The 26,693-nt window shown below is 69.5% G+C and carries 28 protein-coding genes; 18 read left to right on the top strand and 10 right to left on the bottom strand.

The window, feature by feature from the left end:
• Window positions 1-35: 35 nt before the first annotated feature.
• The 16 genes from BP68_RS08640 to BP68_RS08565 all read left to right on the top strand — a co-directional run bounded on the left by BP68_RS08640 (window position 36) and on the right by BP68_RS08565 (window position 15,237).
• Window positions 36-1,043, top strand: a complete 1,008-nt coding sequence (locus BP68_RS08640; protein ID WP_496370682.1) for a Tim44 domain-containing protein — start codon at window positions 36-38, stop codon at window positions 1,041-1,043.
• An 80-nt stretch (window positions 1,044-1,123) separates the two neighbouring features.
• Window positions 1,124-1,702, top strand: coding sequence for a hypothetical protein (locus tag BP68_RS08635; protein WP_496370680.1), 579 nt, complete (start codon window positions 1,124-1,126; stop codon window positions 1,700-1,702).
• On the top strand, window positions 1,699-3,264 hold the full coding sequence (gene ubiB, locus BP68_RS08630; protein ID WP_496370678.1) for a ubiquinone biosynthesis regulatory protein kinase UbiB: 1,566 nt from the start codon (window positions 1,699-1,701) through the stop codon (window positions 3,262-3,264). Before BP68_RS08635 ends, ubiB begins: the two co-directional genes overlap by 4 nt.
• 32 nt (window positions 3,265-3,296) lie before the next feature.
• Window positions 3,297-4,748, top strand: a complete 1,452-nt coding sequence (locus tag BP68_RS08625) for a high affinity choline transporter 1 (RefSeq protein ID WP_496370676.1) — start codon at window positions 3,297-3,299, stop codon at window positions 4,746-4,748.
• 87 nt (window positions 4,749-4,835) lie between these two features.
• Window positions 4,836-5,105, top strand: coding sequence for an FmdB family zinc ribbon protein (locus BP68_RS08620; RefSeq protein WP_496370674.1), 270 nt, complete (start codon window positions 4,836-4,838; stop codon window positions 5,103-5,105).
• Between the two features lie 14 nt (window positions 5,106-5,119).
• On the top strand, window positions 5,120-5,752 hold the full coding sequence (locus BP68_RS08615; RefSeq protein WP_496370672.1) for a DUF502 domain-containing protein: 633 nt from the start codon (window positions 5,120-5,122) through the stop codon (window positions 5,750-5,752).
• A gap of 84 nt (window positions 5,753-5,836) precedes the next feature.
• On the top strand, window positions 5,837-7,645 hold the full coding sequence (gene aspS / locus BP68_RS08610) for an aspartate--tRNA ligase (protein ID WP_496370670.1): 1,809 nt from the start codon (window positions 5,837-5,839) through the stop codon (window positions 7,643-7,645).
• 137 nt (window positions 7,646-7,782) lie between these two features.
• Window positions 7,783-8,601, top strand: a complete 819-nt coding sequence (locus BP68_RS08605; protein WP_496370668.1) for a CsgG/HfaB family protein — start codon at window positions 7,783-7,785, stop codon at window positions 8,599-8,601.
• 16 nt (window positions 8,602-8,617) lie between these two features.
• Window positions 8,618-9,064, top strand: a complete 447-nt coding sequence (gene nudB, locus BP68_RS08600) for a dihydroneopterin triphosphate diphosphatase (protein WP_496370666.1) — start codon at window positions 8,618-8,620, stop codon at window positions 9,062-9,064.
• A 2-nt stretch (window positions 9,065-9,066) separates the two neighbouring features.
• The gene (locus BP68_RS08595; protein ID WP_496370664.1) at window positions 9,067-9,834 is read left to right on the top strand and encodes an endonuclease/exonuclease/phosphatase family protein; all 768 of its coding nucleotides are present in this window, start codon (window positions 9,067-9,069) and stop codon (window positions 9,832-9,834) included.
• A 3-nt stretch (window positions 9,835-9,837) separates the two neighbouring features.
• Complete coding sequence (clsB, locus tag BP68_RS08590; protein WP_496370662.1) at window positions 9,838-11,067, top strand: cardiolipin synthase ClsB; 1,230 nt, start codon at window positions 9,838-9,840, stop codon at window positions 11,065-11,067.
• A 117-nt stretch (window positions 11,068-11,184) separates the two neighbouring features.
• Window positions 11,185-11,910 carry a GTP cyclohydrolase I gene (folE, locus tag BP68_RS08585; protein ID WP_496370660.1) on the top strand — a complete coding sequence of 242 codons (726 nt, stop codon included), beginning with the start codon at window positions 11,185-11,187 and terminating at the stop codon, window positions 11,908-11,910.
• Window positions 11,911-11,913: 3 nt separating this feature from the next.
• On the top strand, window positions 11,914-12,336 hold the full coding sequence (locus BP68_RS08580; protein ID WP_496370658.1) for a BLUF domain-containing protein: 423 nt from the start codon (window positions 11,914-11,916) through the stop codon (window positions 12,334-12,336).
• A 72-nt stretch (window positions 12,337-12,408) separates the two neighbouring features.
• Window positions 12,409-13,455 carry a serine hydrolase domain-containing protein gene (locus BP68_RS08575; RefSeq protein WP_496370656.1) on the top strand — a complete coding sequence of 349 codons (1,047 nt, stop codon included), beginning with the start codon at window positions 12,409-12,411 and terminating at the stop codon, window positions 13,453-13,455.
• Window positions 13,456-13,530: 75 nt separating this feature from the next.
• Entirely contained in the window at window positions 13,531-14,412 is an 882-nt protein-coding gene (locus tag BP68_RS08570; protein WP_496370654.1) for a DMT family transporter, read from the top strand.
• A 6-nt stretch (window positions 14,413-14,418) separates the two neighbouring features.
• Complete coding sequence (locus BP68_RS08565) at window positions 14,419-15,237, top strand: DUF429 domain-containing protein (protein ID WP_496370652.1); 819 nt, start codon at window positions 14,419-14,421, stop codon at window positions 15,235-15,237.
• Between the two features lie 18 nt (window positions 15,238-15,255).
• On the opposite strand, the gene BP68_RS08560 is transcribed toward BP68_RS08565, so the two are convergent.
• The gene (locus BP68_RS08560) at window positions 15,256-15,867 is read right to left on the bottom strand and encodes a hypothetical protein (protein WP_496370650.1); all 612 of its coding nucleotides are present in this window, start codon (window positions 15,865-15,867) and stop codon (window positions 15,256-15,258) included.
• Between the two features lie 165 nt (window positions 15,868-16,032).
• On the opposite strand from BP68_RS08560, the gene BP68_RS08555 reads away from it, so the two are divergent.
• Window positions 16,033-16,692, top strand: a complete 660-nt coding sequence (locus BP68_RS08555) for a LysE family translocator (protein WP_496370648.1) — start codon at window positions 16,033-16,035, stop codon at window positions 16,690-16,692.
• 67 nt (window positions 16,693-16,759) lie between these two features.
• Here the strand turns inward: BP68_RS08555 and BP68_RS08550 are convergent, their stop codons facing one another.
• The 6 genes from BP68_RS08550 to BP68_RS08525 form a co-directional block, all read right to left on the bottom strand.
• A complete protein-coding gene (locus BP68_RS08550) occupies window positions 16,760-18,163 on the bottom strand; it encodes an amidase (protein WP_496370646.1) in 1,404 nt (467 codons plus the stop codon).
• The gene (locus BP68_RS08545; RefSeq protein WP_496370644.1) at window positions 18,160-19,650 is read right to left on the bottom strand and encodes an ABC transporter substrate-binding protein; all 1,491 of its coding nucleotides are present in this window, start codon (window positions 19,648-19,650) and stop codon (window positions 18,160-18,162) included. The genes BP68_RS08550 and BP68_RS08545 overlap by 4 nt, the downstream gene beginning before the upstream one ends.
• A gap of 95 nt (window positions 19,651-19,745) precedes the next feature.
• Window positions 19,746-20,636, bottom strand: coding sequence for an ATP-binding cassette domain-containing protein (locus tag BP68_RS08540; RefSeq protein ID WP_496370642.1), 891 nt, complete (start codon window positions 20,634-20,636; stop codon window positions 19,746-19,748).
• Window positions 20,633-21,658, bottom strand: coding sequence for an ABC transporter ATP-binding protein (locus BP68_RS08535; RefSeq protein WP_496370640.1), 1,026 nt, complete (start codon window positions 21,656-21,658; stop codon window positions 20,633-20,635). Before BP68_RS08535 ends, BP68_RS08540 begins: the two co-directional genes overlap by 4 nt.
• A gap of 7 nt (window positions 21,659-21,665) precedes the next feature.
• Window positions 21,666-22,460: an ABC transporter permease gene (locus BP68_RS08530; RefSeq protein ID WP_496371073.1), complete on the bottom strand. Its 795-nt coding sequence runs from the start codon at window positions 22,458-22,460 to the stop codon at window positions 21,666-21,668.
• Between the two features lie 83 nt (window positions 22,461-22,543).
• Entirely contained in the window at window positions 22,544-23,506 is a 963-nt protein-coding gene (locus tag BP68_RS08525; RefSeq protein WP_496370638.1) for an ABC transporter permease, read from the bottom strand.
• A gap of 181 nt (window positions 23,507-23,687) precedes the next feature.
• Between BP68_RS08525 and BP68_RS08520 the strand changes: the two genes are divergently transcribed.
• On the top strand, window positions 23,688-23,960 hold the full coding sequence (locus BP68_RS08520; RefSeq protein ID WP_496370636.1) for a YfhL family 4Fe-4S dicluster ferredoxin: 273 nt from the start codon (window positions 23,688-23,690) through the stop codon (window positions 23,958-23,960).
• 15 nt (window positions 23,961-23,975) lie between these two features.
• On the opposite strand, the gene rsgA is transcribed toward BP68_RS08520, so the two are convergent.
• From rsgA to BP68_RS08505, 3 genes are read right to left on the bottom strand one after another with little or no spacing between them, the layout of a single operon-like run.
• Complete coding sequence (gene rsgA / locus BP68_RS08515; protein WP_496370634.1) at window positions 23,976-24,944, bottom strand: ribosome small subunit-dependent GTPase A; 969 nt, start codon at window positions 24,942-24,944, stop codon at window positions 23,976-23,978.
• A 9-nt stretch (window positions 24,945-24,953) separates the two neighbouring features.
• The gene (locus BP68_RS08510) at window positions 24,954-25,292 is read right to left on the bottom strand and encodes a 4a-hydroxytetrahydrobiopterin dehydratase (protein ID WP_496370632.1); all 339 of its coding nucleotides are present in this window, start codon (window positions 25,290-25,292) and stop codon (window positions 24,954-24,956) included.
• Complete coding sequence (locus BP68_RS08505) at window positions 25,289-26,602, bottom strand: M48 family metallopeptidase (RefSeq protein ID WP_496370630.1); 1,314 nt, start codon at window positions 26,600-26,602, stop codon at window positions 25,289-25,291. The genes BP68_RS08510 and BP68_RS08505 overlap by 4 nt, the downstream gene beginning before the upstream one ends.
• Between the last annotated feature and the right edge of the window lie 91 nt (window positions 26,603-26,693).

Raw genomic sequence — 26,693 nt, 5'->3', positions numbered from 1 at the left:
CGTCGGTTGAACGCTATCAATACATCGGAGAAGACATGATGAAACTGTGGTCAATGGTCTTGGTCGCCATGCTGGCGGTCGTGCATCTGGATGCGGATGCCCGCCGCATGGGCGGTGGCAAATCCATCGGCAAGCAGTCCAGCAACGTGACCCAGCGCGACGCTGCAACGCCTCCCGCCGCGCCTGCGGCACCGGCACAGAGTGCCGCCGCCAACACCGCGGCCAAGCCGGCGGCCGCGCCCAATGCCGCGGCTGCTGCGCCCAAGAAGCCCTGGGGCGCCATGCTGGGCGGTCTGGCCGCGGGCCTGGGCCTGGCCTGGTTGGCCAGTTCGCTGGGCCTGGGCGCCGAGTTCGGCCAGTTCCTGCTGATGGCCTTGCTGGCGCTGGTGATCATGGTCGTGATCGGCATGGTCATGCGCGCACGCAAGTCCGCCGCCGGTCAGGCGAGTGCCACGCCCTTCGCCTTCCAGGGGGCGGGAGCCGCCACGCCGGCTGAAGCGCAGATGCCGCGCCAGTACAGCCCCGACAAGGTGGGCAACGATGCCTCGGCGCGCCCCTGGGAGCGCAGCAGCATGGCCTTTCAGACGCCGTCGGCCGCAGGCGGCGCGGGCGTGATGATCGGCTCCGCACTGTCCGGTTCGCAGAACTGGGGCGTGCCTGCGGGCTTTGATACCGAGGGCTTCCTCAAGGCGGCCAAGAACAACTTCACCACGCTGCAGGCGGCCTGGGATCGCTCCGACATCACGACGCTGCGCTCCATGATGACCGACGGCATGCTGGATGAGATCCGCACCCAGCTCAACGAGCGCGAGTCGCATCGCGGCGGCGAGCAGCCCAACCAGACCGACGTGGTCATGCTGGAGGCGCAGCTGCTCGGCATCGAGGACCTGGGCGGCGACTACATGGCCAGCGTGGAGTTCTCCGGCATGATCCGCGAGGAGCCCTCCGCTGGGCCCAGCCCCTTCCGCGAGGTCTGGAACATGACCAAGCCCAAGAACGGCTCCAGCGGCTGGCTGGTGGCTGGCGTGCAGGCCTTGCAGTAAGCATGGCCCCGCACGACCGGGGCGGCGCACGGCGAAAAAGCGCGTTGTGCGGCGCCCAGTTCGGGGAATAATCGGGGGCTATGGCAACACAGTCCCCTTTTTCTTTCCTGGATGGGCTTTTCGAGCGCATCGTGGCCGGACCGCAGCCGCCCGCATGGCTGGTGCATGAGGTGCAGCACCGTGTGGTGCTGTTCCTCAACCATGTGCTCATGCAGGAGAGGGAGGCCATGGACCGGCTGGCGCGCCAGCGTGGCCGCGTGGCGCGCGTGCAATGGCGCATCTATTCGATGGCGCTGCAGGTCACGCCCGCGGGGCTGTTCGACCTGGCACCCCAGGGCGCCCTGCCTGATCTGCGGCTGGAGGTGTCCGAAACTTCACCGCTGTCGCTGGCCAAGGGCGCGCTGCGCGGCGACAAGCCCACCATTCGTATCGAGGGTGACGTGCAGTTGGCTGCAGAAATCAATTGGCTGGTGGACCATGTGCGCTGGGATGTCGAGGAAGACCTCGCGCGCGTGATCGGCGATGCGCCCGCACGCGCCATCGCCTCCGTGGCGGGGCGCGCCGCCGAGGCGCTGCGGCGCTTCGTGGGTGGCCGCATGGCCGCGCCGGCAGAAGGCCGCGCGGGTCTGGGCGACGCCTCGGACTACTCGCCGCCATGAGCCGCTTCTTTCGGGGCATAACCATCGTCTGGGTGGTGCTGCGCCATGGGCTGGATGAGCTGGTGCTGTCCAGTTTCAGCAAGCCATGGCTGCGCGGCGTCACGCGTGTGATCACCTTCGGGCGCCGGCTGGATGCGCCCCGCGGCCAGCGTTTGCGCGAGGCGCTGGAGAGTCTGGGGCCGATCTTCGTCAAGTTCGGCCAGGTGCTGTCCACGCGGCGGGACCTCATGCCGGCCGACATCGCGGACGAGCTGGCGCTGCTGCAGGATCGCGTGCCGCCGTTCGACTCCGGGATCGCCATTGCCACCATCGAGCGCGCATTCCGCCGCCCGATAGGCGAGGTGTTCGTGTCGTTCGATCGCGAGCCCGTGGCCAGTGCGTCCATTGCGCAGGTGCATTTCGCCGTGATCCGCGACCGCCAGGGGCAGGAGCGCGAGGTGGCGGTGAAGGTGCTGCGCCCGGGCATGCTGTCCGTGATCGACAAAGACCTGGCGCTCATGCGCATGATGGCCGGCTGGGTGGAGAGCCTGTCGGCGGACGGCAAGCGCCTGAAGCCCCGCCAGGTCGTGGCAGAGTTCGACAACTACCTGCACGACGAGCTTGACCTGGTGCGCGAGGCCGCCAACGCGGCGCAGCTGCGGCGCAACATGGACGGGCTGGACCTGGTGCTGATTCCCGAGGTGTTCTGGGAGTTCTGCCACGCCGAGGTGCTGGTGATGGAGCGCATGAATGGGGTGCCCATCAACCAGGTCGAGCGTTTGCGCAGTGCCGGTGTCGATATCCCGAAGCTGGCGCGCGACGGCGTGACCATCTTCTTCACCCAGGTGTTCCGCGACGGCTTCTTTCATGCCGACATGCACCCGGGCAACATCCAGGTGAGCCTGGAGCCTGGGAGCTTCGGTCGCTACATCTCGCTGGACTTCGGCATCGTCGGCACGCTGACCGAGTTCGACAAGGAATACCTGGCACAGAACTTCACGGCCTTCTTCCGGCGCGACTACAAGCGCGTGGCCGAGCTGCACATCGAAAGCGGCTGGGTGCCTGCCAGCACCCGCGTGAACGAACTGGAGGCCGCCATACGCACGGTGTGCGAGCCGTATTTCGATCGCCCGCTCAAGGAGATCTCGCTGGGCATGGTGCTGCTGCGCCTGTTCCAGACCTCGCGGCGCTTCCAGGTGGAGATCCAGCCGCAGCTGGTGCTGCTGCAAAAGACCCTGCTGAACATCGAGGGCCTGGGGCGCCAGCTGGACCCCGACCTGGACCTGTGGAGCACGGCCAAGCCCTTTCTGGAAAAGTGGATGCTGGAGCAGCTCGGCCCCCAGCGCCTGTGGCGCGAGCTGCGCGCCGAGGCACCGCGCTACGCCAAGATCCTGCCCGACCTGCCGCGCCTCCTGCATGACTTCCTGCGCCAACGGCCGCATGACCATCATGCCGAGCTGCAGGAACTGCTGGTCAGCCAGAAGCGCACCAATCGGTTGCTGCAAAGCCTGATCTACGGCGGTCTGGGCTTCGTGCTGGGGCTGCTGGCCATGCAGCTCTTCGTGCGCATCCGTTTCTTCTAACCCTTCTCTTCTTCTTCCTCAGGAGTGCCATCGTGTTGCTCTTCATGGTGATTGCCTACCTGTTTGTCACCATTGGTATCGGCTTGTGGGCCGCCCAACGGGTGAAGAACACGGCCGATTTCGCGATTGCCGGCCGCCACTTGCCCATGTACATGATCATCACCACGACGTTTGCCACGTGGTTCGGGTCCGAGATCGTGCTGGGTGTGCCGGCCAAGTTCATCGAGGGGGGGCTGAAGGCCGTTGTCGAGGACCCCTTCGGCGCCGGCATGTGCCTGATCCTGGTGGGGCTGTTCTTCGCGGCCAAGCTCTACCGGATGACGCTGCTGACCATCAGCGACTACTACCGTGAGCGCTACGGGCGCGTCATCGAGGTCATCTGCTCGCTCATCATCATGCTCAGCTACCTGGGCTGGGTGTCGGCGCAGGTCACGGCGCTGGGGCTGGTGTTCAACCTGCTGTCCGGTGGCTCGGTGAGCATCCCCATGGGCATGTTCCTCGGCATCATGTCCATCCTCGTCTATACGCTGTGGGGCGGCATGTGGTCGGTGGCCGTGACGGACTTCATCCAGATGATCATCCTGGTCGTGGGCCTGCTGGTGCTGGCCTGGTTCGCCAGCGACATGGCGGGTGGAGCGGGCAAGGTGATCGAACTGGCCACGAGCCGCGACCTGTTCAAGTTCTGGCCCGAGCCGAGCTGGCACGAAATCATCTTCTTCTTCGGTGCCGCCATCACCATGATGCTGGGCTCGATTCCGCAGCAGGACGTGTTCCAGCGCGTCATGTCGGCCAACTCCGAGCGCGCGGCCACGCGCGGCACTGTGATCGGCGGCACGGCCTACATCTTCTTCGCCTTCGTGCCCATGTTCCTCGTGGCCAGCGCCTTGCTGATCATGCCGCAGGAGACGGCCGAACTGCTCAAGGAAGATCCGCAGAAGGTGCTGCCCACGCTGGTCATGGACAAGATGCCGCTGGTCATGCAGGTGCTGTTCTTTGGCGCGCTGCTGTCGGCCATCAAGTCCTGCGCCTCGGCCACGCTGCTGGCGCCCAGCGTCACCTTCACCGAGAACATCTGGCGCCAGTTCCGCCCCGAGAAGATCAGCGACCGCGAGAACCTGCTGACCATGCGCATCAGCGTGCTGGTGTTCGCCGTCGGCGTGCTGGCCTATTCCATCAAGATGGAGGGCACGCCCATCTACGAACTGGTGTCCAGCGCCTACCAGGTGCCGCTGGTGGGGGCTTTCGTGCCCCTGGTGTTCGGCCTGTACTGGAAGCGTGCCAACACGCAGGGCGCCCTGTGCGCAGTGGTGCTGGGCATCGGGGTGTGGCTGGTGTTCATGCTCACGCCCGCGTTGCACGAGGCGTTTCCGCAGCAGCTGGCGGGCCTGCTCTCGGCCATGTTCGGAATGGTGGCCGGTTCGCTGGCGCCCCAGGTCGTGCGCAGCACCCGGGCACCCCACCACCGGGTGGTGGGTGTGGAGTGAGGACGGGGGCGGCGTGAAGCAGGGCAGGGCCGGTTGGGCCGCACGCCTATAATCGAGAGTTTTGCATCTTCTTCGCAGTCCTTCGCAATGCCTATTTACGCCTACAAATGCGGCTCCTGCGGCCATGCCAAAGACGTGCTGCAAAAAATCTCCGATGCGCCGCTCACGGTCTGCCCCGCCTGCGGTGCCGACGCCTTCTCCAAGCAACTGACGGCCGCGGGCTTCCAGCTCAAGGGCACGGGGTGGTACGCGACCGACTTCAGCGGCCGCAGCAGTGCGCCCGCCGCGGATTCCGCTCCTAAAACAGAAGCGCCCAGCGCAGCGCCTGCAAGCGCTGCTGCCACTTCTGATTCATAAGACTGGGCACACCCATGGCCGCGTTGCGCAAATGGCTTTTCACGGGGCTGCTGGTCATCGTGCCCGGCGTCATCACCGCCTGGGTGCTGAGCTGGATCGTGAGCACGCTGGACCAGACGCTGCAGATCCTTCCCGGCGCCTGGCAGCCGGACCGGCTGCTGGGCTTTCACATTCCCGGTTTTGGCGTGCTGCTCACGTTGAGCATTCTGCTCATCGTGGGTGCGCTGGCCAGCAATTTCGCCGGCCGCAAGCTCGTGGAATGGGGCGACCGGCTGGTCAGCCGCATTCCCGTGGTGCGCTCCATCTACTCCAGCGTCAAGCAGGTGTCCGACACGCTCTTTTCCGAGAGCGGCAACGCCTTTCGCACCGCCGTGCTGGTGCAGTGGCCGCGCGAAGGGGTGTGGACGGTGGCCTTCATCACCGGTACGCCCAACGGAGAAGTGGCGGCCTACCTGCGCGACGAGTACGTGAGCGTCTATGTGCCCACCACGCCCAACCCCACGGGCGGGTATTTCGTGCTCATGCGCAGGAGCGACTGCATCGAGCTCGACATGAGCATCGATGCGGCCCTCAAGTACATTGTGTCGATGGGGGTCGTGGCACCGCCGGACGCCGTAGCCGCCGTGGCCGCTGAACCCGCCCCATAAGCCCATTTCCGTCGCGCGCCCTGGCGGCGCGCGGAAAGAACAACCACATCGTCGCGCTCCACGAGGGCGCAGGAAGATAGATCCATGGCCATGCGCTCCCACTATTGCGGTCTCGTGACCGAAGCCCTCCTGGGCCAAACCGTCACCCTGTCGGGCTGGGTGAACCGCCGTCGTGACCACGGTGGCGTGATCTTCATCGACCTGCGCGACCGCGAAGGCTACGTGCAGGTGGTCTGCGACCCCGACCGTCCCGAGATGTTCAAGACGGCCGAGGACGTGCGCAACGAGTTCTGCGTGCAGGTCAAGGGCCTGGTGCGTGCGCGCCCCGAGGGCACGACCAACGACAGTCTCAAGAGCGGCAAGATCGAGGTCCTGTGCCAGGAGCTCGCCGTGCTCAACCCCTCCGTCACGCCGCCGTTCCAGATGGACGACGACAACCTGTCGGAGACCACGCGCCTCACGCACCGCGTGCTGGACCTGCGCCGCCCCTACATGCAGAAGAACCTGATGCTGCGCTACCGCACGGCGATCCAGGTGCGCAACTTCCTGGACAAGGAAGGCTTCATCGACATCGAGACGCCCATGCTGGGCAAGAGCACGCCCGAGGGCGCACGCGACTACCTGGTGCCCAGCCGCGTGCACGACGGCCAGTTCTTCGCGCTGCCCCAGTCGCCCCAGCTGTACAAGCAGATGCTGATGGTGGCCGGCTACGACCGCTATTACCAGATCACCAAGTGCTTCCGCGACGAGGACCTGCGCGCCGACCGCCAGCCCGAATTCACGCAGATTGACTGCGAAACCTCGTTCCTGAACGAGGAAGAGATCCGCGCCATCTTCCAGCGCATGATCAAGGAAGTCTTCCAGACCCAGCTGAACGTGGACCTGGGCGAATTCCCCATCATGACCTACCAGGAGGCGGCCCACCGCTTCGGTTCCGACAAGCCCGACCTGCGCGTGAAGCTGGAGTTCACCGAACTCACGGACGTGATGAAGGACGTGGACTTCAAGGTCTTCTCCGGTGCGGCCAACATGAAGGGCGGCCGCGTGGTGGCCCTGCGCGTGCCCGGCGGCTCGGCCGAGAACGGCGGCATCAGCCGTGGCGAGATCGACGCCTACACCGAGTTCGTGAAGATCTACGGCGCCAAGGGCCTGGCCTACATCCGCGTGAACGAGTTGGTCAAGGGTCGCGACGGCCTGCAATCGCCCATCGTCAAGAACATCCACGACGCGGCCCTGGCCGAAGTCCTGAAGCGCAGCGGTGCGCAGGATGGCGACCTCATCTTCTTCGGCGCCGACAAGGAAAAGATCGTCAACGACGCCATCGGCGCGCTGCGCCTGAAGATCGGCCACAGCGAATTCGGCAAGAAGAACGGCCTGTTCGAGCAGCGCTGGGCGCCGCTGTGGGTGGTGGACTTTCCCATGTTCGAGCACGACGAGGAAAACGACCGCTGGGTGGCCGTGCACCACCCGTTCACCTCGCCCAAGGACGGCCATGAGGACCTCATGGACACGGACCCCGGCAAGTGCCTGGCCAAGGCCTACGACATGGTGCTCAATGGCTGGGAGCTGGGCGGTGGCTCGGTGCGTATCCACCGTGCCGACGTGCAGGCCAAGGTGTTTGCCGCTCTCAACATCGGCCCGGAAGACCAGCGTGCCAAGTTCGGCTACCTGCTGGATGCGCTGCAGTACGGCGCGCCCCCGCACGGCGGCCTGGCCTTCGGCCTGGACCGCCTGATCACGCTGATGACGGGCGCCGAGTCCATCCGCGACGTGATCGCCTTCCCCAAGACCCAGCGTGCGCAGGACCTGCTGACCCAGGCGCCGTCGCCCGTGGACGAGAAGCAACTGCGCGAGCTGCACATCCGCCTGCGCAACCCGGTGCCGGCACAGTAAGCCGGCGCACAGCGCTGCGAAAAAGTGAGCTGCTGGCGCTTGGTATGTAAGGATTTCAGATAGAAAACTATTTGAAGCCGTTGTATACCAAGCGCCAGCAGCTCTTTTTTTTGATGTTTCACCGAGGGAAAGCCACCATGCCCCAGCCGGCAAACCTGTCCATGGTCATTGGCCTGGCGTGCGTGCTTCTGCTTGCCGCCTGCGGCGAGAAGAAAACCGAACTGGGCCAGGGCGGCTCCGTCGTCACCGGATCGGGCGGGCCGCAGGGCGCCCAGAACGCGGCGAAGGAGCTGCTGCGCTGCGATGCGCCCGTGGCCACGGTGGCGCTGGCCGAGAACCCGCATGGCTACGTCATGCGCGCCGGCTACCAGTTGCCGCCGTCGCCCGTGCCGCTCGTGAAGCTGCTGGCGCAGCAAAGCGGGTGCTTTCGCGTGGTGGACCGTGGCGCGGGCCTGCAGGGCACGGTGCAGGAGCAGGACCTGCAGAACGCCGGCGTGCTGCGCCAGAACTCCACCGTGCACAAGGGGCGCGGCTACGAGGCGCAGTACACGCTCACCCCCAGCCTGACCTTCAGCGAGCAGGACGCGGGGCGCGGCCTGGCCGGCGTGGTCGCCATGATTCCGGTGCTGCGCGACATCGCGGGCCTGGCGGGACTGGTGGAGCAGGTCAAGTTCAAGGAAGCGCAGACGGCGCTGCTGCTGTCCGACAACGAGACCACCGAGCAGGTGGCCGCCGCCACGGGTGCGGCGCGCACCACCGACCTGGGCGTGGGCGGGCTCGTGTTCGGCAAGCTGGGCGGCGCGGCCGGCGCGGGCTGGAGCAATACCAACGAGGGCAAGGTGATTGCCGCCGCCTTCCTGGACACGCACAACCAGCTTGTAGTGCAGGTGCGGGCGCTGCAGGCCAAGGCGCTGCCGCCGCCCGTGCCCGTGCGCGCCGCCGCGCCGGGCGGTTGAAGGCGCCGGGGCGGCCGTGCACAAGATTCCCGAGTCCGTGCTGGTGGTGGTGCACACCGCGCGGCTCGACGTGCTGCTGATCCGCCGCGCGGATTCGGCGGCGGACTTCTGGCAGTCCGTCACCGGCAGCAAGGACTTCGCCGGCGAAGACTGGGCCGCCACCGCCGCGCGCGAAGCAGTGGAGGAAACCGGCATCCGCGCCGACGCGCCGGGCTGCACGCTGACCGACTGGGGTCTGGAGAACGTCTACACCATCTACCCCCAGTGGCTGCACCGCTATGCGCCCGGCGTGCACCTCAATACCGAGCGGGTGTTCGGCCTGTGCGTGCCGCCGGACACGCCCGTGGTCTTGAATCCGCGCGAACACACGGCATATGCTTGGATGGGTTGGCGCGAGGCGGCGGACCGCTGCTACTCGCCGTCCAACGCAGAGGCCATACTCTGGCTGCCACGATTCGCATGACGATGACCGCCCCTCTGATCGAACTGCCCGCCGAGCATTCCGGCATCCTGCGCGTAGCGACCTACAACATCCACAAGGGTGTGCAGGGCCTCGGGCCCGCGCGCCGGCTGGAGATCCACAACCTGGGCCTGGCGGTGGAGCAGCTCGACGCCGACATCGTGTGCCTGCAGGAAGTGCGCAAGACGAACCTCAAGGAGGCCGAGTACTTCGACCGCTGGCCCCGCGTGCCGCAGGCCGAGTACCTGGCGCCGGAGGGCTATGCCTCCGTGTACCGCACCAATGCTTACACGCGCCATGGCGAGCACGGCAACGCGCTGCTCACGCGCTGGCCGGTGATCGACCACCAGCACGAGGACATGTCCGACCACCGCTTCGAGCAGCGCGGCCTGCTGCATGTGGAGGTGGAGGTGCAGGGCCAGCGCGTGCATGCCATCGTGGTGCACCTGGGGCTGATTCCCGGCAGCCGCATCCGCCAGGTGGCGCAGCTGCAGCGCTTCATCGCGCGCGAGGTGCCCGACGACGCACCGCTGGTCGTGGCCGGCGACTTCAACGACTGGGGCCTGCAGATCAAGCGCATGCTTGCGGGCTTCGGGCTCTTCGAGTACGACGACGCGCCGCGCGCCTTCACCTATCCCGCGCGCCTGCCCCTGGTGCAGCTCGACCATGTGTACGTGCGCGGGCTCACGCCGCTGTCGCTGCAGGTGCCGCGCGGGCGCATCTGGTGGCGCATGTCGGACCACCTGCCGCTGATCGCCGAGTTCCGGCTCTGATCCATGGTTCACCCGGCGCGCGGACACAGGACGGCCACCGACCACCAGATCCAGCTGCTCCAGGGCACGCAGGAGCTCTTTCCGGCGCTGATCGCCGAGATGGATGCGGCGCTGTCCGACATCCAGTTCGAAACCTACATCTTCGACTGCACCGGCTCCGGCGGCGAGGTGGCCGAGGCGCTGATGCGCGCGGCCAGGCGCGGCGTGCGCGTGCACCTGGCGGTGGACGGCGTGGGCACGGGCCGGCTGCCCGAGCCCTGGCGCTCGCGCCTGGCCGCGGCGGGCGTGCATGTGCAGGTGTACTCGCCGCTTGGGCCCCTGGGGCTGCTGCTGCCCATGCGCTGGCGGCGCCTGCACCGCAAGCTCTGCGTGGTCGACGGCTGCGTGCTGTTTTGCGGCGGCATCAATGTGCTGGACGACTTCCACGACCCCAACCATGGCGCGCTCACGGCGCCGCGCTTCGACTTCGCCGTGCGGGCCGAGGGCAGCCTGGTGCAGCAGGCCGGCGAGACCATGGAGCTGCTGTGGTGGCGCATGCTGGCCGTGCGCGACGCGCGCCGCCACCGGCTGTCGCGCGCGCTGGCCGACCTGCGGGCCGCCAGCGCGGCGCGCCGGGCGGCGCGGCGGGCCGAACACCGCAGCCGCGGCATGCGCGCGGCGCTGGTGCTGCGCGACAACGTGCGCAACCGCACCCGCATCGAACGCGCCTACCTGCGCGCCATCGCCAAGGCGCGGCACGAGATCATCATCGCCAACGCCTACTTCGTGCCCGGCGGCAAGCTGCGCCGCGCGCTGGTGCTGGCGGCCCAGCGCGGCGTGCGGGTGCAGCTGCTGCTGCAGGGGCGCTATGAGTACTTCATGCAGTACCACGCGGCGCGGCCGGTGTACGGCACGCTGCTGGCCGCGGGCGTGGAGATCCATGAGTACGAGCCCAGCTTCCTGCACGCCAAGGTGGCGGTGATCGACGCGCAGAGCAAGCGGGCCTGGGCCACGGTGGGCTCGTCCAACCTCGATCCGCTGTCGCTGCTGCTCGCGCGCGAGGCCAACGTGGTCGTGCGCGACGCGGCCTTCGCGCAGGAGCTGCGCGAGCGCCTGCTGCGCGCCATGGCCCATGCGGGCCAGCGGCTCGACCCCCAGCGCTACGCCAACCGGCCCTGGCGCGCGCGCGCGCTCGATCGCATCGCCTTCGCCATCATGCGCGCGGCGCTGTGGGTCACGGGCAACCGCTACTGAGGGCTCCGTCGTTGGTGTTTGCTATTTTTGTTATAGCTATTGACGCTTGATATGTAAGCGCTTGAGGCTTAAAACACCATAGAAATACGGGTTGACATTCGCTGTTACCATGCGGCCATGTCTTCAGAATCCGCAGCAGAACCGAACGCCCCCGTGCCCGACGAGGGCACGCCCGTTTCCGTCAAGATCCGCGAACGGCTGAACGCGGCGCGCCGGCGTTTCCATGCCAATGACAACATTGCCGAGTTCATCCAGCCCGGCGAGCTGGAGCTGTTGCTCGACGAGGTGGAGTCCAAGCTGCAGGGCGTGCTCGACAGCATGGTGATCGACACGGACGGCGACCACAACACCGGCAACACCGCGCGCCGCGTGGCCAAGATGTACATCAACGAGGTATTCAAGGGCCGCTACGTGCACGCCCCGGCGATCACCGAGTTTCCGAACGCCGAGCATCTGAATGAGCTGATGATCGTCGGCCCCATCACCGTGCGCAGCGCCTGCAGCCACCATTTCTGCCCGGTCATCGGCAAGATCTGGATCGGCATCCTGCCCAACGAGCACACCAACGTGATCGGCCTGTCCAAGTACGCCCGCCTGGTGGACTGGGTCATGGGCCGCCCGCAGATCCAGGAAGAGGCCGTGGTGCAGCTGGCCGACCTGATCATGGAAAAGACCCAGCCCGACGGCCTGGCCGTGGTGATGGAGGCCAGCCACTTCTGCATGTCCTGGCGCGGCGTGCGCGAGATGGACAGCAAGATGCTCAACTCCGTGATGCGTGGCGTGTTCCTCACCAACCCCACGCTGCGCCGCGAATTCCTGTCGCTCATTCCCGGAAGGAGCTGACCCATGCTTGTTCGCCTGCTCTATGTCAGCCGCGCGGTGGACACCACGCCGGCATCCATCGAGGCCATCCTCACCCAGTCGCGCCAGCACAACCCCGCCAGCGGCATCACGGGCGTGCTGTGCTATGGCGGCGGCATCTTCCTGCAGGCCATCGAGGGCGGCCGCTCGGCCGTCAGCGAACTCTATGGCCATATCCAGCGCGATGCGCGCCACAAGGACGTGGAGCTGCTGGCGTTCGAGGAAATCACCGAGCGCCGCTTCGGCGGCTGGACCATGGGCCAGGTGAACCTGGCCAAGCTCAACCATTCCATCGTGCTCAAGTACTCCGAGAAGCCCGAGTTCGATCCCTATGCCGCCTCCGGCAAGGTGTCGTTCGCGCTGCTCGAGGAGCTGATGGCGACCGCCTCCGTCATCGGCCGCGCCTGACCCGGGCCGGCGGCGTGGGGCCGCTCATCCGTCGAAGCGGGCGGCGCCCGCCCGCACCGCCCCGGTATCTTTGTGAGGTGTTCCATACCGCAGACTCCCGGCCCTGAGCCCACGGCCCCCATACCGTCGCACGAGGACTTCGCAGCGGCGGCGGAGCGCATGCAGGGGGCGCTGGGCCGCCTGGCCGGGGCATCGGCCGCGCCGCTGGCCGTCGGCCTGGCGGGCATGCATGGCGACACGCGTTGCGCGGCGGCTCCTGCGTCGGCGGTGGAAGACCGGTTCGAGATCGGGTCGGTGACCAAGGCCATGACCGGGACCCTGCTCGGAATCCTGGCTGAGAGCGGCGACATCGACCCGGATGCCCCGGTGGACGAGGTCACCGGCCGCCCGTTGCCATGGCCCACCCGCCCACCGACCCTTGCCGAGCTGGCGAGCCATCGCGGGGGACTGCCGAACACGCCCGCCGGCCTGTGGTGGCGGGAGGCCGTGACCGCGCTGGGCTGGTCGGTGCAAGACCCCTGGCGCGGGGTGGATGCGCAGCGCTACTCCGACATGCTCGCCCAGGCCGCGCGCCGGGCCCGCGTGGGTGGCAAGGTGCGCTACTCCAGCATGGGCGTCGGCCTGCTGGGCGAGGCGCTGGCCACCAGCCAGGGCCTGGGGCTCGAAGCCTTGATGCACGCGCGGCTGCTGAAGCCGCTGGGCCTCAGCCGCACGGGCATGGGCCGGCCCGCGCATGGGCCCGATCGGGTGGCCATGGGAATCAATCGGCGGGGCCGGCCCGTTCCCTACCTGCAGGACCACATGCCGGCGGCGGGGGCGATGGCCTCCACCGTCGGCGATCTGCTGCGGTTCCTGCGCGCCTCGTGGGGCGAGGGGCCGGACGCGGTGGTCAAGGGCATGCGGCGGGCCCAGCAGCCGATTGCCCAGCTGGGCGGCGTGCAGCTGGGATACTGCTGGTTTATCGCACCGGGCGACCGTGGCCCGATGGCGTTCCACACGGGCGGGACCTGGGCCTCGCAGTGCGAGGTCGTGGTGTCCCCGCAGCGCGGGCTGGCCCTGGCGGTGTTGTCCGCCTGCCGGCGTGACATCGATGGCTTTGTCGACAGCGTTGTGCAGTAGGGGGGACGGCCGGGGCGTGTCATCCATTTCCATTGAAAGTGTGGCGGGGCGTTTTTCGCCCCCGCCAGCCACGCCATGTCGCTCAACGCCTTTGCACTGATCATCCTTGCGGGACTGATCCACGCCTGCTGGAACATCGCCGCCAAGAAGGCCGGGGGCGATGCCCGCTTCGCCTTCTTCACCTCGGTGCTGATGATGCTGGTGTGGGCGCCGCTGGGCTGGTGGCTGGGGCGCGACGCCGTGCCGCTGTGGGGCGCGGTGGAATGGGGCTTCGTCGTGGCCAGCGGCGTGCTGCACGTGCTGTACTACGTGATCCTGCTGCGCGGCTACCGCAAGGCCGACCTCACGGTGGTCTACCCGCTGGCGCGCGGCACGGGGCCGCTGCTCACCTCGCTGGTGGCCGTCACGCTGCTGGGCGAGCGGCTGTCGGCCTGGGGCGTGCTGGGCATCGCGGGCGTGGTGGGCGGCGTGTTCCTGATCGCCGGCGGCCCGGGCCTGCTGCGCGCGGCGCACGACCCGCAGGCGCGCCGGCGCGTGCGCAAGGGCATGTTCTACGGCGTGCTGACCGGCGTGTTCATCGCCAGCTACACGGTGGTGGATGGCTACGCCGTCAAGGTGCTGCTGCTGTCACCCATCCTCGTGGACTACATGGGCAACTTCGTGCGCGTGGCGGTGCTCGCGCCCGTGGCCCTGCGCGACCGGGCGGAGATGGCGCGCCTGTGGGCCGCGCAATGGCGCTTTGCGCTGCTGGTGGCCGTGGTCAGCCCCATCGCCTATGTGCTGGTGCTGTATGCCATGCAAGAGGCGCCCATGGCCCATGTGGCGCCCGCGCGCGAGGTGTCCATGCTGTTCGCGGCGCTCATCGGCGGGCATCTGCTGGGCGAGGGCGACCGCGCCGCGCGCATCGCCGGCGCGCTGCTGATCGCCGCCGGCGTGGTGGCCCTGGCCCTGGGGTAGCGGGCCATGATCGTGGGATGCGACTTCTCCAGCAGCCCCCGGCCGCGCAAGCCCATCCTGCTGGCGCTGGGGACGCTGCAGGGCGACGACCAGGTGGTGCTGCAGGCGCTGCAGCCCCTGGCCACGCTGTCCGCGTTCGGGCAATGGCTGGCCGCGCCGCGCGACTGGGTCGGGGGCTTCGACCTGCCGTTCGGCCTGCCGCGCGAGCTGCTCGCCGCACTGGGCTGGCCGCTGGCGTGGCACGACTGCATGCGGCATTACCGCCGCCTCACGCGTGCGCAGGTGCGCGAGGCCTTCGCGGCCTTCTGCGCCGCGCGCCCCGCGGGCGCCAAGTTCGCCCACCGCGCCACCGACCGGCCCGCGGGCTCCAGCCCGTCGATGAAATGGGTGAACCCGCCCGTGGCCTACATGCTGCACGCGGGCGTGCCGCTGCTGCTCGACGCCGGCGTGCACCTGCCGGGCCTGCATACGGGCGACCCGCGGCGCGTGGCGCTGGAGGCCTATCCCGGCCTGCTGGCGCGCGAGCTGATCGGGCGGCGCAGCTACAAGAGCGACGACCGCGCCCGCCAGACCGCCGAGCGGCAGGCGGCGCGCGCGGACCTGCTGGCGGCGCTGGAGCGCGGGGCCACGCGGCTGGGCCTGCGCCTGTGCATCGCGCCGCAGCTGCGCCAGGCCCTGGTGCACGACGCCAGCGGCGACAGCCTGGACGCCGCGCTGTGCCTGGTGCAGGCCGGCTGGGCCCTGCGCTGCCACCGGCGCGGCGATGCGCGCTATGGCCTGCCGGCGGACATGGACCCGCTGGAGGGCTGGATCGTCACCGCGTAGCGCCCGCCGGCGCCCGCATCAGCCCACGGGGCCGGTCAGCGCCAGGTAGGCAGCGCGGGTCTCGGGCGACACCGAGGCCACGAGCTGCGCGTGCGGCGTCTTGTGGCGCGCCAGCATGCGGGCCGAGGCCACGGTCTTGGACTTGCAGAACCAGTGGCAGGTGTGCTGCATCAGCAGCAGCTCGGCGGTCATCACGAAGGCCTTGTCGCGCGGCGACAGGCCGGCCTCGTTGCGCGCGGCGCGGGCCATGCCGCGCCCATGCAGCTCCAGGGCCTCGCGCATGTCGAACGCGGTGCCGGGAAAGAGCTGCGCCGCGAACGGCAGGCCCAGCGGCAGGCGGCTGACGCGCGCCAGGGGCTCGGGCACGCGCTTGAAGTCGGCCACGAAGCGATCGAACTGCTCGCACAGCTGCGCCTCGCTGCTGCTCAGCAGGTCCAGCACCTGCTGGCGCCGCTCGGCGTCCTGCTCGCCCATGGCGCGCAGGTAGCCCTGGGTGAGCGTCTCCATGAGCCGCTCGATCTGGTAGGGCTGTAGGTGCTGCGCCAGCAGCACGATGCGCCGGCGCTGCTGCTGGGTGTTGAGCATGTAGGCGCCGGTGGCGGCCAGGGCCAGCAGAAGAAAGAAGTCCATTGCGAAAGAGGTCCGGGATAGGGCAGGGTGAACGGGGCGGCGGGGCGTGCGGGCGCCAGGTGGCGCGGCCGCCGCGCAAGGTGTGCATTGTGGCGCCTCGGCGGGCCGGGGCGCGTGCAGAATGGGGCCTGCCTGACCCTGACCGTACTTCACCTGCCGCCCGCCATGCCCTCCATCGAAACCCTGGCCGCCTTCTTCGGCGTCTCCGTGCTGCTGGCGCTCACGCCCGGCCCCGACAACATCTTCGTGCTGCTGCAGTCCGCCCAGCGCGGCTGGCGTGCCGGCATGTGCGTGGTGCTGGGGCTGTGCCTGGGCCTGGTGGGGCACACGGCGGCCGTGGCGCTGGGGCTGGCGGCGGTGTTCGCGGCCTCGGCCACGGCGTTCACGGTGCTGAAGTTCTGCGGTGCGGCCTATCTGGCCTGGCTGGCCTGGGGCGCGCTGCGCGCGCCGGCCGACGCGCCCGGGGCGCCGCAGGACGGCGCCGCCGCACCGCACGCCCCGCGCACGCCCGACCGGGGCGGCGCGCTGCGCATGGTGGGCCGCGGCGTGGTGATGAACCTCACCAACCCCAAGGTGCTGATCTTCTTCCTGGCCTTTTTGCCGCAGTTCGCCGACCCGGCGCGCGGCGGCATGGCGCAGCAGATCATGGCGCTGGGCGTGGTGTTCATGCTGGCCACCTTCCTGGTGTTCGGCGCCATCGCCTGCTTCTCGGGCGCGTTCGGCGCGCTGCTGCAGCGCTCGGCCCGCGCGCAGCGCCTGCTCAACCGCGCGGCCGGCCTGGTGTTCCTGGGGCTGGCCGTGCGGCTGGCGACGGCGCAGCGCTGATGCTTCTGTTTTGATAGCTTTCAGCGATTGATGGGTAAGCGCTGAAGGCTAATTTGTCTCATATTTCTCAGGAGGCCGGCGGCGCAGGCCACGGCCGCTGCAGGTCGCGCAGCTGCTCGAAGGCGTGGGCGATCTGCAGCACGCCCAGGTCGTCGAAGCGCTGGCCCGCGATCTGCAGGCCGATGGGCAGGCCGGCGGCGGTGTAGCCGCAGTTGATCGATGCCGCGGGCTGCTCCGACATGTTGAACGGCACGGTGAAGCCGATGTGCTCCAGCGGCCGCAGCGGGTCGTTGGTGGGCGAGGGCAGTTCGGCCGCGAAGGCGGCCATGGGCGCCACGGGCGAAAGCACATAGTCCAGGCCCGCGCACGCACGCACCGTGGCCACACGCGTGGCGTGGAACTGCTGGCCGGCCTCGAACACCTGCGGGCCGTTCAGGCCGGCGGCGCTCATGGCCCAGTCGCGGATGTAGGGCAGCACCTTCTCCAGCTGCTGCGGCGCGAGCGTGCGCAGGTCCATGTAGGAGCGCATGCGCCAGAAATGGTCCATGCCATCCAGCATGGCCTGGGTCATGAAGGGCGCCATGGGCACGATGGTGGCGCCGGCATCGGCCAGGCGCTGGGCGGCGGCCTGCACGGCGGCGCGCACCTCGGGCTCTACGGGTAGTCCGCAGCCGGCATCCAGCAGCAGGCCCAGGCGCAGGCCGCGCAGGCGCTGCGGTGCGGCGTCGAAGCGATGCCAGTCGATGGCCTGCGGCGGCAGGCTCATGCTGTCGCGCGCGTCGGGGTTGCTGAGCACCTGCATCATCAGGGCGGCGTCCCGCACGGAGCGTGTCATGGGGCCGGCGGCGCGGCCGGTGTAGGGCGGGTCGATGGGGATGCGCCCCAGGCTGGGCTTGAGGCTGAAGATGCCGCACCAGCTGGCCGGCAGGCGCAGCGAGCCACCGATGTCGGTGCCCACGTGCAGCGGCCCGTAGCCCGCGGCGGCGGCGGCGCCCGCGCCGGCGCTGGAGCCGCCCGGGCCCTTGGAGAGATCCCAGGGGTTGCGCGCCAGCGCATGAAAGCTCGACAGGCCCGAGGACAGCATGCCGTAGTCCGGCATGGTGGTCTTGCAGACGAGCACGGCGCCGGCCTCGCGCAGGCGGGCGGCGGGCGGGGCGTCGGCGGGCGCGGGCACCAGGGGCAGGGCGGCCGTGCCCAGCGGTGTGGGGTCGCCCTGGGTGGCGATGTTGTCCTTGATGGTGGCGGGCACGCCGTCCAGCGGGCCGCAGGGCGCGCCGCGCAGCCAGCGGGCCTCGCTCTGGCGGGCCTGGGCCAGCGCGGCCTCGGGGCGCAGCAGGTAGGTGGCACGCAGGTGCGGCTCCCAGCGCGCGATGTGCTGGAGCACGTCGAGCAGGGCCTCCACGGGCGAGAACGCGCGGCTGCGGTAGCCGGCCAGCAGCTCGGCGGCGGACAGGTCGTGCAGCGCGGTCATGACCAGTGCAGCGCCGAGAGGTCGTTGACGAACACCGGCATGTCCTTCCACAGACCACGCAACTGCTTGTCGGCCACGGTGACCCACTGCGCCTGGTACAGGAAGGCGTGGACCGCGTCCTCGGCCAGCAGGCGCTGGGCGTCGCCCAGCAGGCGGGCGCGGTCGGCTGGGCGGGCGGCGTTCTGGATCTTCTCGTACAGCGCGTCGAACTTCTCGGAGCGGTAGCCCCAGTAGTAGTCGGGCTTGGCGAAGTTGCCCAGGTCGAATGGCTCGACGTGCGAGATCAGCGTCAGGTCGTAGTTCTTGGCGCCGTAGGTGCCGCTGAGCCACTGCGCCCATTCCACGTTCTGCAGCTTGGCGGTGATGCCGATCTTGGCCAGCTGCGCGGCGATTACCTCGCCGCCCTGGCGCGCATAGGGGGCGGGCGGCAGCGTCATGGTGAGGGTCAGCGGCGTGGTCACGCCGGCCTCGGCCAGCAGCTTCTTGGCCTTGTCCACGTCGTAGGGGTTGATGCCCGTGGTGTCCACGTAGCCGAAGGCGCCGGGCACATAGTGGCTGCCGATGGGCACGCCCAGGCCGTCGGCCGCGCCCTGGATGACGGCCTTGCGGTCGATGGCGGCGGCGATGGCGCGGCGCACGCGCACGTCGTTCAGGGGCTTGCGGGCGTTGTTGATGGCCAGGATGGTCTTGGCGCGCGAGCCGCTCACGACGACCTGGAAGCGCGGGTTGCCCTTGAACTGCGCCATGCTGCGCGGCGTGACGCGCGGGAAGGCGTCCACGTCGCCCGCGAGCAGGGCGGCCACCTGGGCCGCCGGGTCGGGAATGAAGCGGAACACGGCGCGGCGGATGCGGATCGTGGCCGCCTGGCGCCAGCCCGGCCAGGCGGCCAGCGTGATGGAGGTGCCGCGGCTCCAGGCGGCCAGCTTGTAGGGGCCGGTGCCCACGGGCTTGGTGGCGTTGGAGGCCGCGCTCTTGGGCTCGACGATGATGGCCGTGGCCTGGCCCAGCACGAACAGCAGATCGGGGTCGATGTCCTTGTTGAGCACCACCACCGTGTATTCGTCCACCACCTGGGTGGTCAGGTTGGCGAAGCCGCGCTTGTCCTTGTTGGTGCTCTTGTCGCTGCCGGCGCGGTCGAACGAGAACTTGACGGCCGCGGCGTTGAACGGCTCGCCGTTGTGGAAGCTGACGCCCTTGCGCAGCCGGAAGGTGTAGGTCTTGAGATCGGGCGAGACCTCCCAGCTCTCGGCCAGCAGGGGCGACACGCTACCGTCCGGGTTGATCTTGGTGAGCGTCTCGTAGAGGTTGTAGAGCGTGACCTCGGCGATGGACGAGGCGGCGCCGGCCGTGGGGTCCAGCCCCGGCGGCTCCAGCGTCAGCGCCAGGGTGACGGAGTCCTTCTTGCCCTGCGCCAGCGCGTGCAATGGCGTGGCCAGCGCGGCGGTGGCCAGGGCGCCAGAGGCGAGAGCGGTGCGGCGGGTGAACATGGGCGGGGTCTCCTCGTGTGAATGCTGTGGGGAAATGTGGCCCCCTTTTGTACTACAGCGCGCGGCCGGGCGTGCGGGCGGCACGCGTTCGCCGGCTATCCGCCCGTGGAGGGTGCCGGCGGGGCGTCGATGCGCGGCACGGACGCCACCAGCGCCTGCGTGTAGGGATGGCGGGGCGCGCTGAACAGCGCCTCGGGCGTGCCGCGCTCCACGATGCGGCCCTGGTGCAGCACCAGTACCTCGTCGCACAGGTGATGCACCACGGCCAGGTCGTGGCTGATGAGCAGGTAGGTGATGCCGAACTGCTCCTGCAGGTCCTGCAGCAGGTTGAGCACCTGGGCCTGCACCGACACGTCGAGCGCGCTGACCGGCTCGTCGGCCACGATCAGGCGCGGGCGCGTGATGAGCGCGCGGGCGATGGCAATGCGCTGGCGCTGTCCGCCCGAAAACTCGTGCGGGTACTTGTGCGCGTCGCCCGCGCGCAGGCCCACCTGGGCCAGCACGGCGGCGGCCTGCTCGCGCAGCTCGGCGCGCGTGGCATTCGCCAGGGCCTGCAGCGGCTCGGTGACGATGCGCTCCACCGTCTGGCGCGGGTCCAGCGAGCCGTAGGGGTCCTGGAACACCATCTGGAAATCGCGCCGCGCGGCGCGCAGCTCCCGCGCGGGCAGCCGGTGCAGGTCGCGGCCCAGCAGCTCCACCGTGCCGGCGCTGGGCGTGTCCAGCGCCATCACCAGGCGCGCCAGCGTGGACTTGCCCGAGCCCGATTCGCCCACCACGCCCAGGCTGCGGCCGGCGGCGATCTCGAAGCCCACGCCCTGCAGCGCCGCCACCTGCGCGCGCGGCCCCAGCAGCCGCGTGCGCGGCAGCGGGTAGTGGCGCTGCAGGTCGCGCACGCGCAGCAGCGGTGGTGTGCTGGTTTGAGGGTCTGAATGGCCTGTTGCGCCCGTGGATAAAGCGCTGCAAGCTATTGAATTGATAGCATTCATGCGGCCACCCTTCGCGCGCTGGCCACGGCCTCCAGCCGCACGCAGCGCGCCATGTGGCCCGCACCCAGCGCCACGGCGGGCGGCAGGGCCGCGTGGCATTCGGCGGCGGTGAAGGCGCAGCGCCCGGCAAAGGGGCAGCCTGGTGGCAGGTGCGCCAGTTCGGGCACCGTGCCGGCGATGGTGGGCAGGCGGCTGCCGGGCACGCGCGCGGCCAGCAGGCGCGGGCGCGCGGCGAACAGGCCCTGCGTGTAGGGATGGGCCTGGGCGTCGAACACGGCGCGCGTGGGGCCGCCCTCGACCACCGTGCCGCCGTACATCACCAGCGTGCGCTGCACGGTCTGCGCGATCACGCCCAGGTCGTGCGAGATCAGGATCAGCGCCATGCCGCGCTCGGCCACCAGGCTGCTGATCAGCTCCAGGATCTGGCGCTGCAGCGTCACGTCCAGCGCCGTGGTGGGCTCGTCGGCGATCAGCAGGTCGGGCCCGCAGGCCAGCGCCATGGCGATGGTGATGCGCTGGCGCTGCCCACCCGAGAACTGGTGCGGGTAGGCGTCCAGGCGCTGCGCGGCCTGGGTAATGCCCACGCGCTCCAGCAGGGCGATGGCCGCGGTGCGTGCCTGGGCGAAGGACAGGCCCTGGTGCAGGCGCAACGGCTCGGCCACCTGGCGGCCGATGGTGTGCACGGGGTTGAGCGCGCTCATCGGCTCCTGGAACACCATGCCGATGCGGTTGCCGCGCAGGCGGCACAGCTGTGCGTCGCCCAGGGCCAGCAGCTCCTGCCCGTCGAAGCGGATGCTGCCCTGCGCCCGCGCGCCCTCGGGCAGCAGGCCCATGAGGGCCAGCGCGGTGAGGGACTTGCCGCAGCCCGACTCGCCGATCAGCCCCAGCGTTTCGCCGCGCGCCAGCGTGAAGTCCAGGTCGTGCACGGCCCGCGCCGGGCCGTGGTGCGTCTGCAGCGTGATGGACAGCTGCCGCACTTCGAGCAGCGGCGCGGCCGTGGCGGGGGCGCAGGTCTGGGGCATGGGGGGGTCAGCGTTGGCGCGCCAGGCGCGGGTCCAGCAGGTCGCGCAGGCCGTCGCCCAGCAGGTTCAGGCCCAGCACCGCCAGGGCGATCGCCAGGCCGGGCCACACGGCCAGCAGCGGGGCCTGGAACATCAGCGTCTGCGCCTCGGCCAGCATGCGGCCCCAGGACGGCTGGGGCGGCTGCGTGCCCAGGCCCAGGTACGAGAGCGCGGCCTCGGCCAGGATGGCCAGCGCGAATTGGATCGTGGCCTGCACGATGAGCACCGACGCGATGTTGGGCAGCACATGCTCCAGCGTGATGCGCCACGGGCCCTTGCCGCAGGCGCGCGCGGCCAGAATGAAGTCGCGCGCCCACACGGCCTTGGCCGAGGCGCGCGTGACGCGCGCGAAGGTGGGTATGTAGAAGATGCCGATGGCGATGATGGCGTTGACGATGCCGGGGCCGAACACGGCCGTGAGCATGATGGCCAGCAGCAGCGCCGGAAAGGCGAAGGTGAAGTCCGCCAGGCGCATGATGGTTTCCTCCACCCAGCCGCCGCGCGCCGCGGCCAGCAGCCCCAGCGCGGCGCCCAGCGCCAGGCCGATGCCCACGGCGATCACGCCCACCAGGATGGAGCTGCGCGCGCCCACCAGCAGCAGCGAGGCCACGTCGCGGCCATAGGCGTCCGTGCCCAGCCAGTGCCGCGCGCCGGGGGGCTGCAGCGTGGCGTCCATGGCCATCTCGTAGGGCGGCCAGGGTGTCCAGGCCAGCGACAGCGCGGCCGCGGCCAGCAGCAGCGCCGTGAGCACCGCGCCCATCATGAAGCTGCGGTGGCGCAGCGCGCGCTGCCAGAAGCCGGGCGCGGGCGGCGGCGCGCTGGCTGCGTTGGTGGCGGGCACGGCGCTCACAGGCCGCGGGCCTTCACGCGCGGGTCGATGGCCGCGTACAGCAGGTCGACGATGAAGTTCACCACCACCACCATGGCGGCCAGCAGCATCACGCAGTTGCGCACCACGACCAGGTCGCGGTTGGCGATGGACTGGAAGATCAGCCGGCCCAGGCCCGGCAGGTAGAACACGTTTTCCACGACGATGGTGCCGGCCAGCAGGTTGGCGAACTGCAGGCCCATCACCGTGACCACGGGGATCATGGCGTTGCGCAGCACATGGCCCCACAGGGCCGCGCGGCGCGAAAGGCCCTTGGCGCGCGCGGTGCGCACGAAGTCTTCGCGGAGCACGTCCAGCACGGCCGAGCGCGTGATGCGCGCCAGGATGGCCGCCTGCACCACGGCCAGCGCCACGGCCGGCAGCAGCAGGGCCTGCAGCGCGGACAACACGCCGCCGTCCGCCTCCGCACTCCAGCCCGGAAAGCCGCCGGCGGAGAACCACTGCAGCTTCACCGAGAACAGCAGGATCAGCAGGATGGCGAACCAGAAGTTGGGAATGGCGATGCCGATCTGCGCCAGCCCCATCACGCCCCAGTCGCCCGCGCGGTTGTGGCGGGCGGCGGCATACACGCCGGCGGCCAGCGCCAGCGCCGTGGTCAGCAGCATGGCCAGCAGGGCCAGCGGAATGGTCAGTGCCAGGCGCTCGGTGATGAGGTCCAGCACCGGCGCGCTGTAGGCGTGGCTGTCGCCCAGCTGCCCCGTGAGAAGGCCGGCCATCCAGTGCCCGTAGCGCGCCAGCGCCGGCTGGTCCAGCCCGAGCTGCGCGGCCAGGGCGGCCACGGCCTCGGGGGCGGCGTCGGGGCCGAGCAGCACCTCGGCCGCATTGCCCGGCAGGATCTCCAGCACCACGAACACCACGACGGAGGCGCCCAGCAGCGTCGCGATCAGTGTGAGCAGGCGTTGGAGGACGAACAGGGCCATCGGCGAAATGGGGGCGGCTGCGTGGTGCGGGAGGTGGAACGATGCGGGAGCATAGCGGCAAAAACCGTGGGCGCATGCCGGCCATCGGCCCCGCCGCGGCCCTGCGGGCGGATAATTCGCCCATGCTTTTCATCGCCCGTCCGTCGTTGCGCCGCGCCGCCTGCCGCTGGGGAGTCGCGCCATGGCCCTGATGATCACGGAAGAGTGCATCAACTGCGACGTCTGCGAGCCCGAGTGCCCCAACGAGGCGATCTACCTGGGCGAGGAGCACTACGAGATCGAGCATTCCAAATGCACCGAATGCGTGGGGCATTTCGACGAGCCCCAGTGCGTGGCCATCTGCCCGGTGGCCTGCATTCCGGTGAACCCCGCGCACCAGGAAAGCCGCGAGACGCTGTGGCAGAAGTTCCAGCGCCTGCAGGCCGCTCAGGCCGAGCTGCCGCCCGCCCTCTGAACGGCTGAGGCCCGGTCAGTAAGGGCTCTGGCTCAGTTCCTCGAACAGCTCGCCATAGATGCGGTAGCGCTGGGGGCTGATGGCGGTCGCGTCCTGGCCCTCGCGCACCTGCGCCATCACGGCGCAGCCGGGCTCGTGCAGGTGGGTGCAGTTGTAGAAGCGGCATGCGCCCGCATGCGCGGCGATGTCGGGCATGCAGCGGGCCAGGTCGGTGGGTGCCAGGTGGCGCAGCCCGAATTCCTGGAAGCCCGGCGAGTCGATGAGCGCCGTGCTGCGCGCCGCGTCGATCCAGTAGAGCGTGGTGCTGGTCGTGGTGTGCTTGCCCGAGTTGAGCGCCTGCGAGATCTCGCCCGTCTGCGCCTTGGCCTGCGGCACCAGCAGGTTGACCAGCGTGCTCTTGCCCGAGCCCGAGGGGCCCAGCACCAGCGTGGTCTTGCCTTCCAGCAGCGCCATCAGCGCGTCGTGGTCCACGGCCGTGGATTCGGTGAGCGACAGCGGCAGCACGCGGTAGTGGTGCCGCGTGTCCTGCTCGCCGCCCATGTGGCGGTAGGGCCACAGGCGCTCCCAGGCCCGCGCGAAGGGCTCGACCAGGTCGCTCTTGTTGAGTGCGATCAGCGGCGTGATGTGCGAGGCCTCGGCGGCGATCAGCGCGCGCGCCAGCTGGCTCTCGGAGAACACGGGCTCGGCCGCGATCAGGATCAGCACCTGGTCCAGGTTGGCGGCGAAGGACTTGGTGCGCACCTCGTCCTGGCGGTAGAACAGGTTGCGCCGCTCCAGCACCTTCTCGATGGTGCCCTCGTCGCCATGTCCCCGGCCCTGGCCGGGCGCCGCCGGCTGCCACAGCACGCGGTCGCCGACCACGGCCTGGCTCTTCTTACCGCGCGGGTGGCAGATGCGGCGCTGGCCGTCGGGGGTTTCCACCACGCAGTGGCGGCCATGGCTGGCCACCACCAGGCCTTCGTGGCGAGCGTGCGCGTCAGCCATGGAGGGGGCTCATGGCGCCAGCAGCGCGTCGATGCGCGTGGCGCAGTCGATGTCGGTGGCCGAGATGCCGTGCACGTCATGCGTGTTCAGCCGCACCACGCAGCGGTTGTAGTGCACCGACAGGTCGGGGTGATGGTCCTGCGCGTGGGCGATGAAGGCCACGGCGTTCACGAAGGCCATGGTCTCGTGGTAGTTGGCGAAGCGGAAGGTCTTCTCGATGGCCACGTCGGCGCCGTCGCCATTCAGCGTCCAGCCCTGCAGTTCGGCCAGTTTTGCTACGATTTCAGTAGCTGTCAGCGCTCGCCTGGTCTGCGTAGACCAGTCTTTTTTGGGAAACATCGAAGTCATGGGTGCATGGCCACGGGCAGGCGCGCCAGGCGCTCCGTGGCGGGAGGGTGGGAGTAGTAGAACTTCACGTACACCGGGTCGGGCGTGAGCGTGGAGGCATTGTCCTCGTAGAGCTTGAGCAGGGCCGAGGCAAGGTCATTGCCGTTGCTCTGGACCACGGCGTAGGCGTCGGCCTGGAACTCGTGGCGGCGCGAGATCTGCGCGAACAGCGGCGTGACGAACAGCGTGAACACGGGCGCGGCCAGCAGGAACAGCAGCAGCGCCAGTGCGTCGTTGGGCGCGGAGCCGGCCACGCCCTCCAGCATGAGGTTGGGCTGCACGCCCAGCCCGGTGTAGAACCAGCCGCGCGAGGACAGCCAGCCCAGCAGCGCGAAGCCCGCCAGGCTGATGGCGAACAGGCCCACCATGCGGCGCGCGATGTGCTTGTGCTTGAAGTGGCCCAGCTCGTGCGCCAGCACGGCCTCGACCTCGCCGGGGCTGAGCTGCTTGAGCAGCGTGTCGTAGAACACCACGCGCTTGGCCGCCCCGAAGCCGGTGAAATAGGCGTTCGCATGGGCGCTGCGGCGGCTGCCGTCCATCACGAACAGGCCCTTGGCCGCAAAGCCGCAGCGCTGCATCAGGGCGGTGACGCGGGCCTTCAGGGACTCGTCTTCCAGCGGCTGGAACTTGTTGAACAGCGGCGCGATGAAGAGCGGAAAGACCACCATCAGCAGCAGGTTGAAGCCCATCCAGGCGCCCCAGGCCCAGAGCCACCACAGCGGGCCGGCGGCGCCCATGAGCCACAGGATGAGCGCGGCGATCGGCAGGCCGATCACGGCGCCGAGCAGCGTGGACTTGAGCAGGTCCATGAGCCACAGGCGCGGCGTCATCTGGTTGAAACCGAAGCGCTGCTCGATCACGAAGGTCTGGTAGAGCGCGGCCGGCAGGTCGATGGCGCCGCTGATCAGGGCAAAGCAGGCCAGCAGCGCCAGCTGCTGCACCATGCCGCCGCCCAGCCAGGCCAGCAGCGCCTGGTTCAGCGCGTCCAGCCCGCCCAGCAGCGTCCAGCCCAGCACCACGGCGGTGGCCAGGGCCATCTCCAGCAGGCCGAAGCGTGCCTTGGCGATGGTGTAGTCGGCCGCCTTCTGGTGCGCGGCCGGCGCGATGCGGCTGGCAAAGGCCGCGGGCACCGCGCCGCGGTGGCGGGCCACATGGCGGATCTGGCGCGAGGCCAGCCACAGGCGCAGCGCCAGGCCCGCCAGCAGCAGGGCGGCGAACACCAGCGTCGTCAATGTCGAGGGCGTGAGAAAGGGAGCGGAAGAGGGGGGCATGTGCGTGGAAGTTTAGGGCAAGGCGGCCGAAGCCCTGGCGCTGGCGAGGTTGCCTTGCTGGCGGTGGCTCCCAAGGCAGGGGGCTTGCCGT

This window comes from Diaphorobacter oryzae DSM 22780, assembly GCF_059568935.1.
This window is presented reverse-complemented; position numbering and strand designations above follow the sequence as displayed.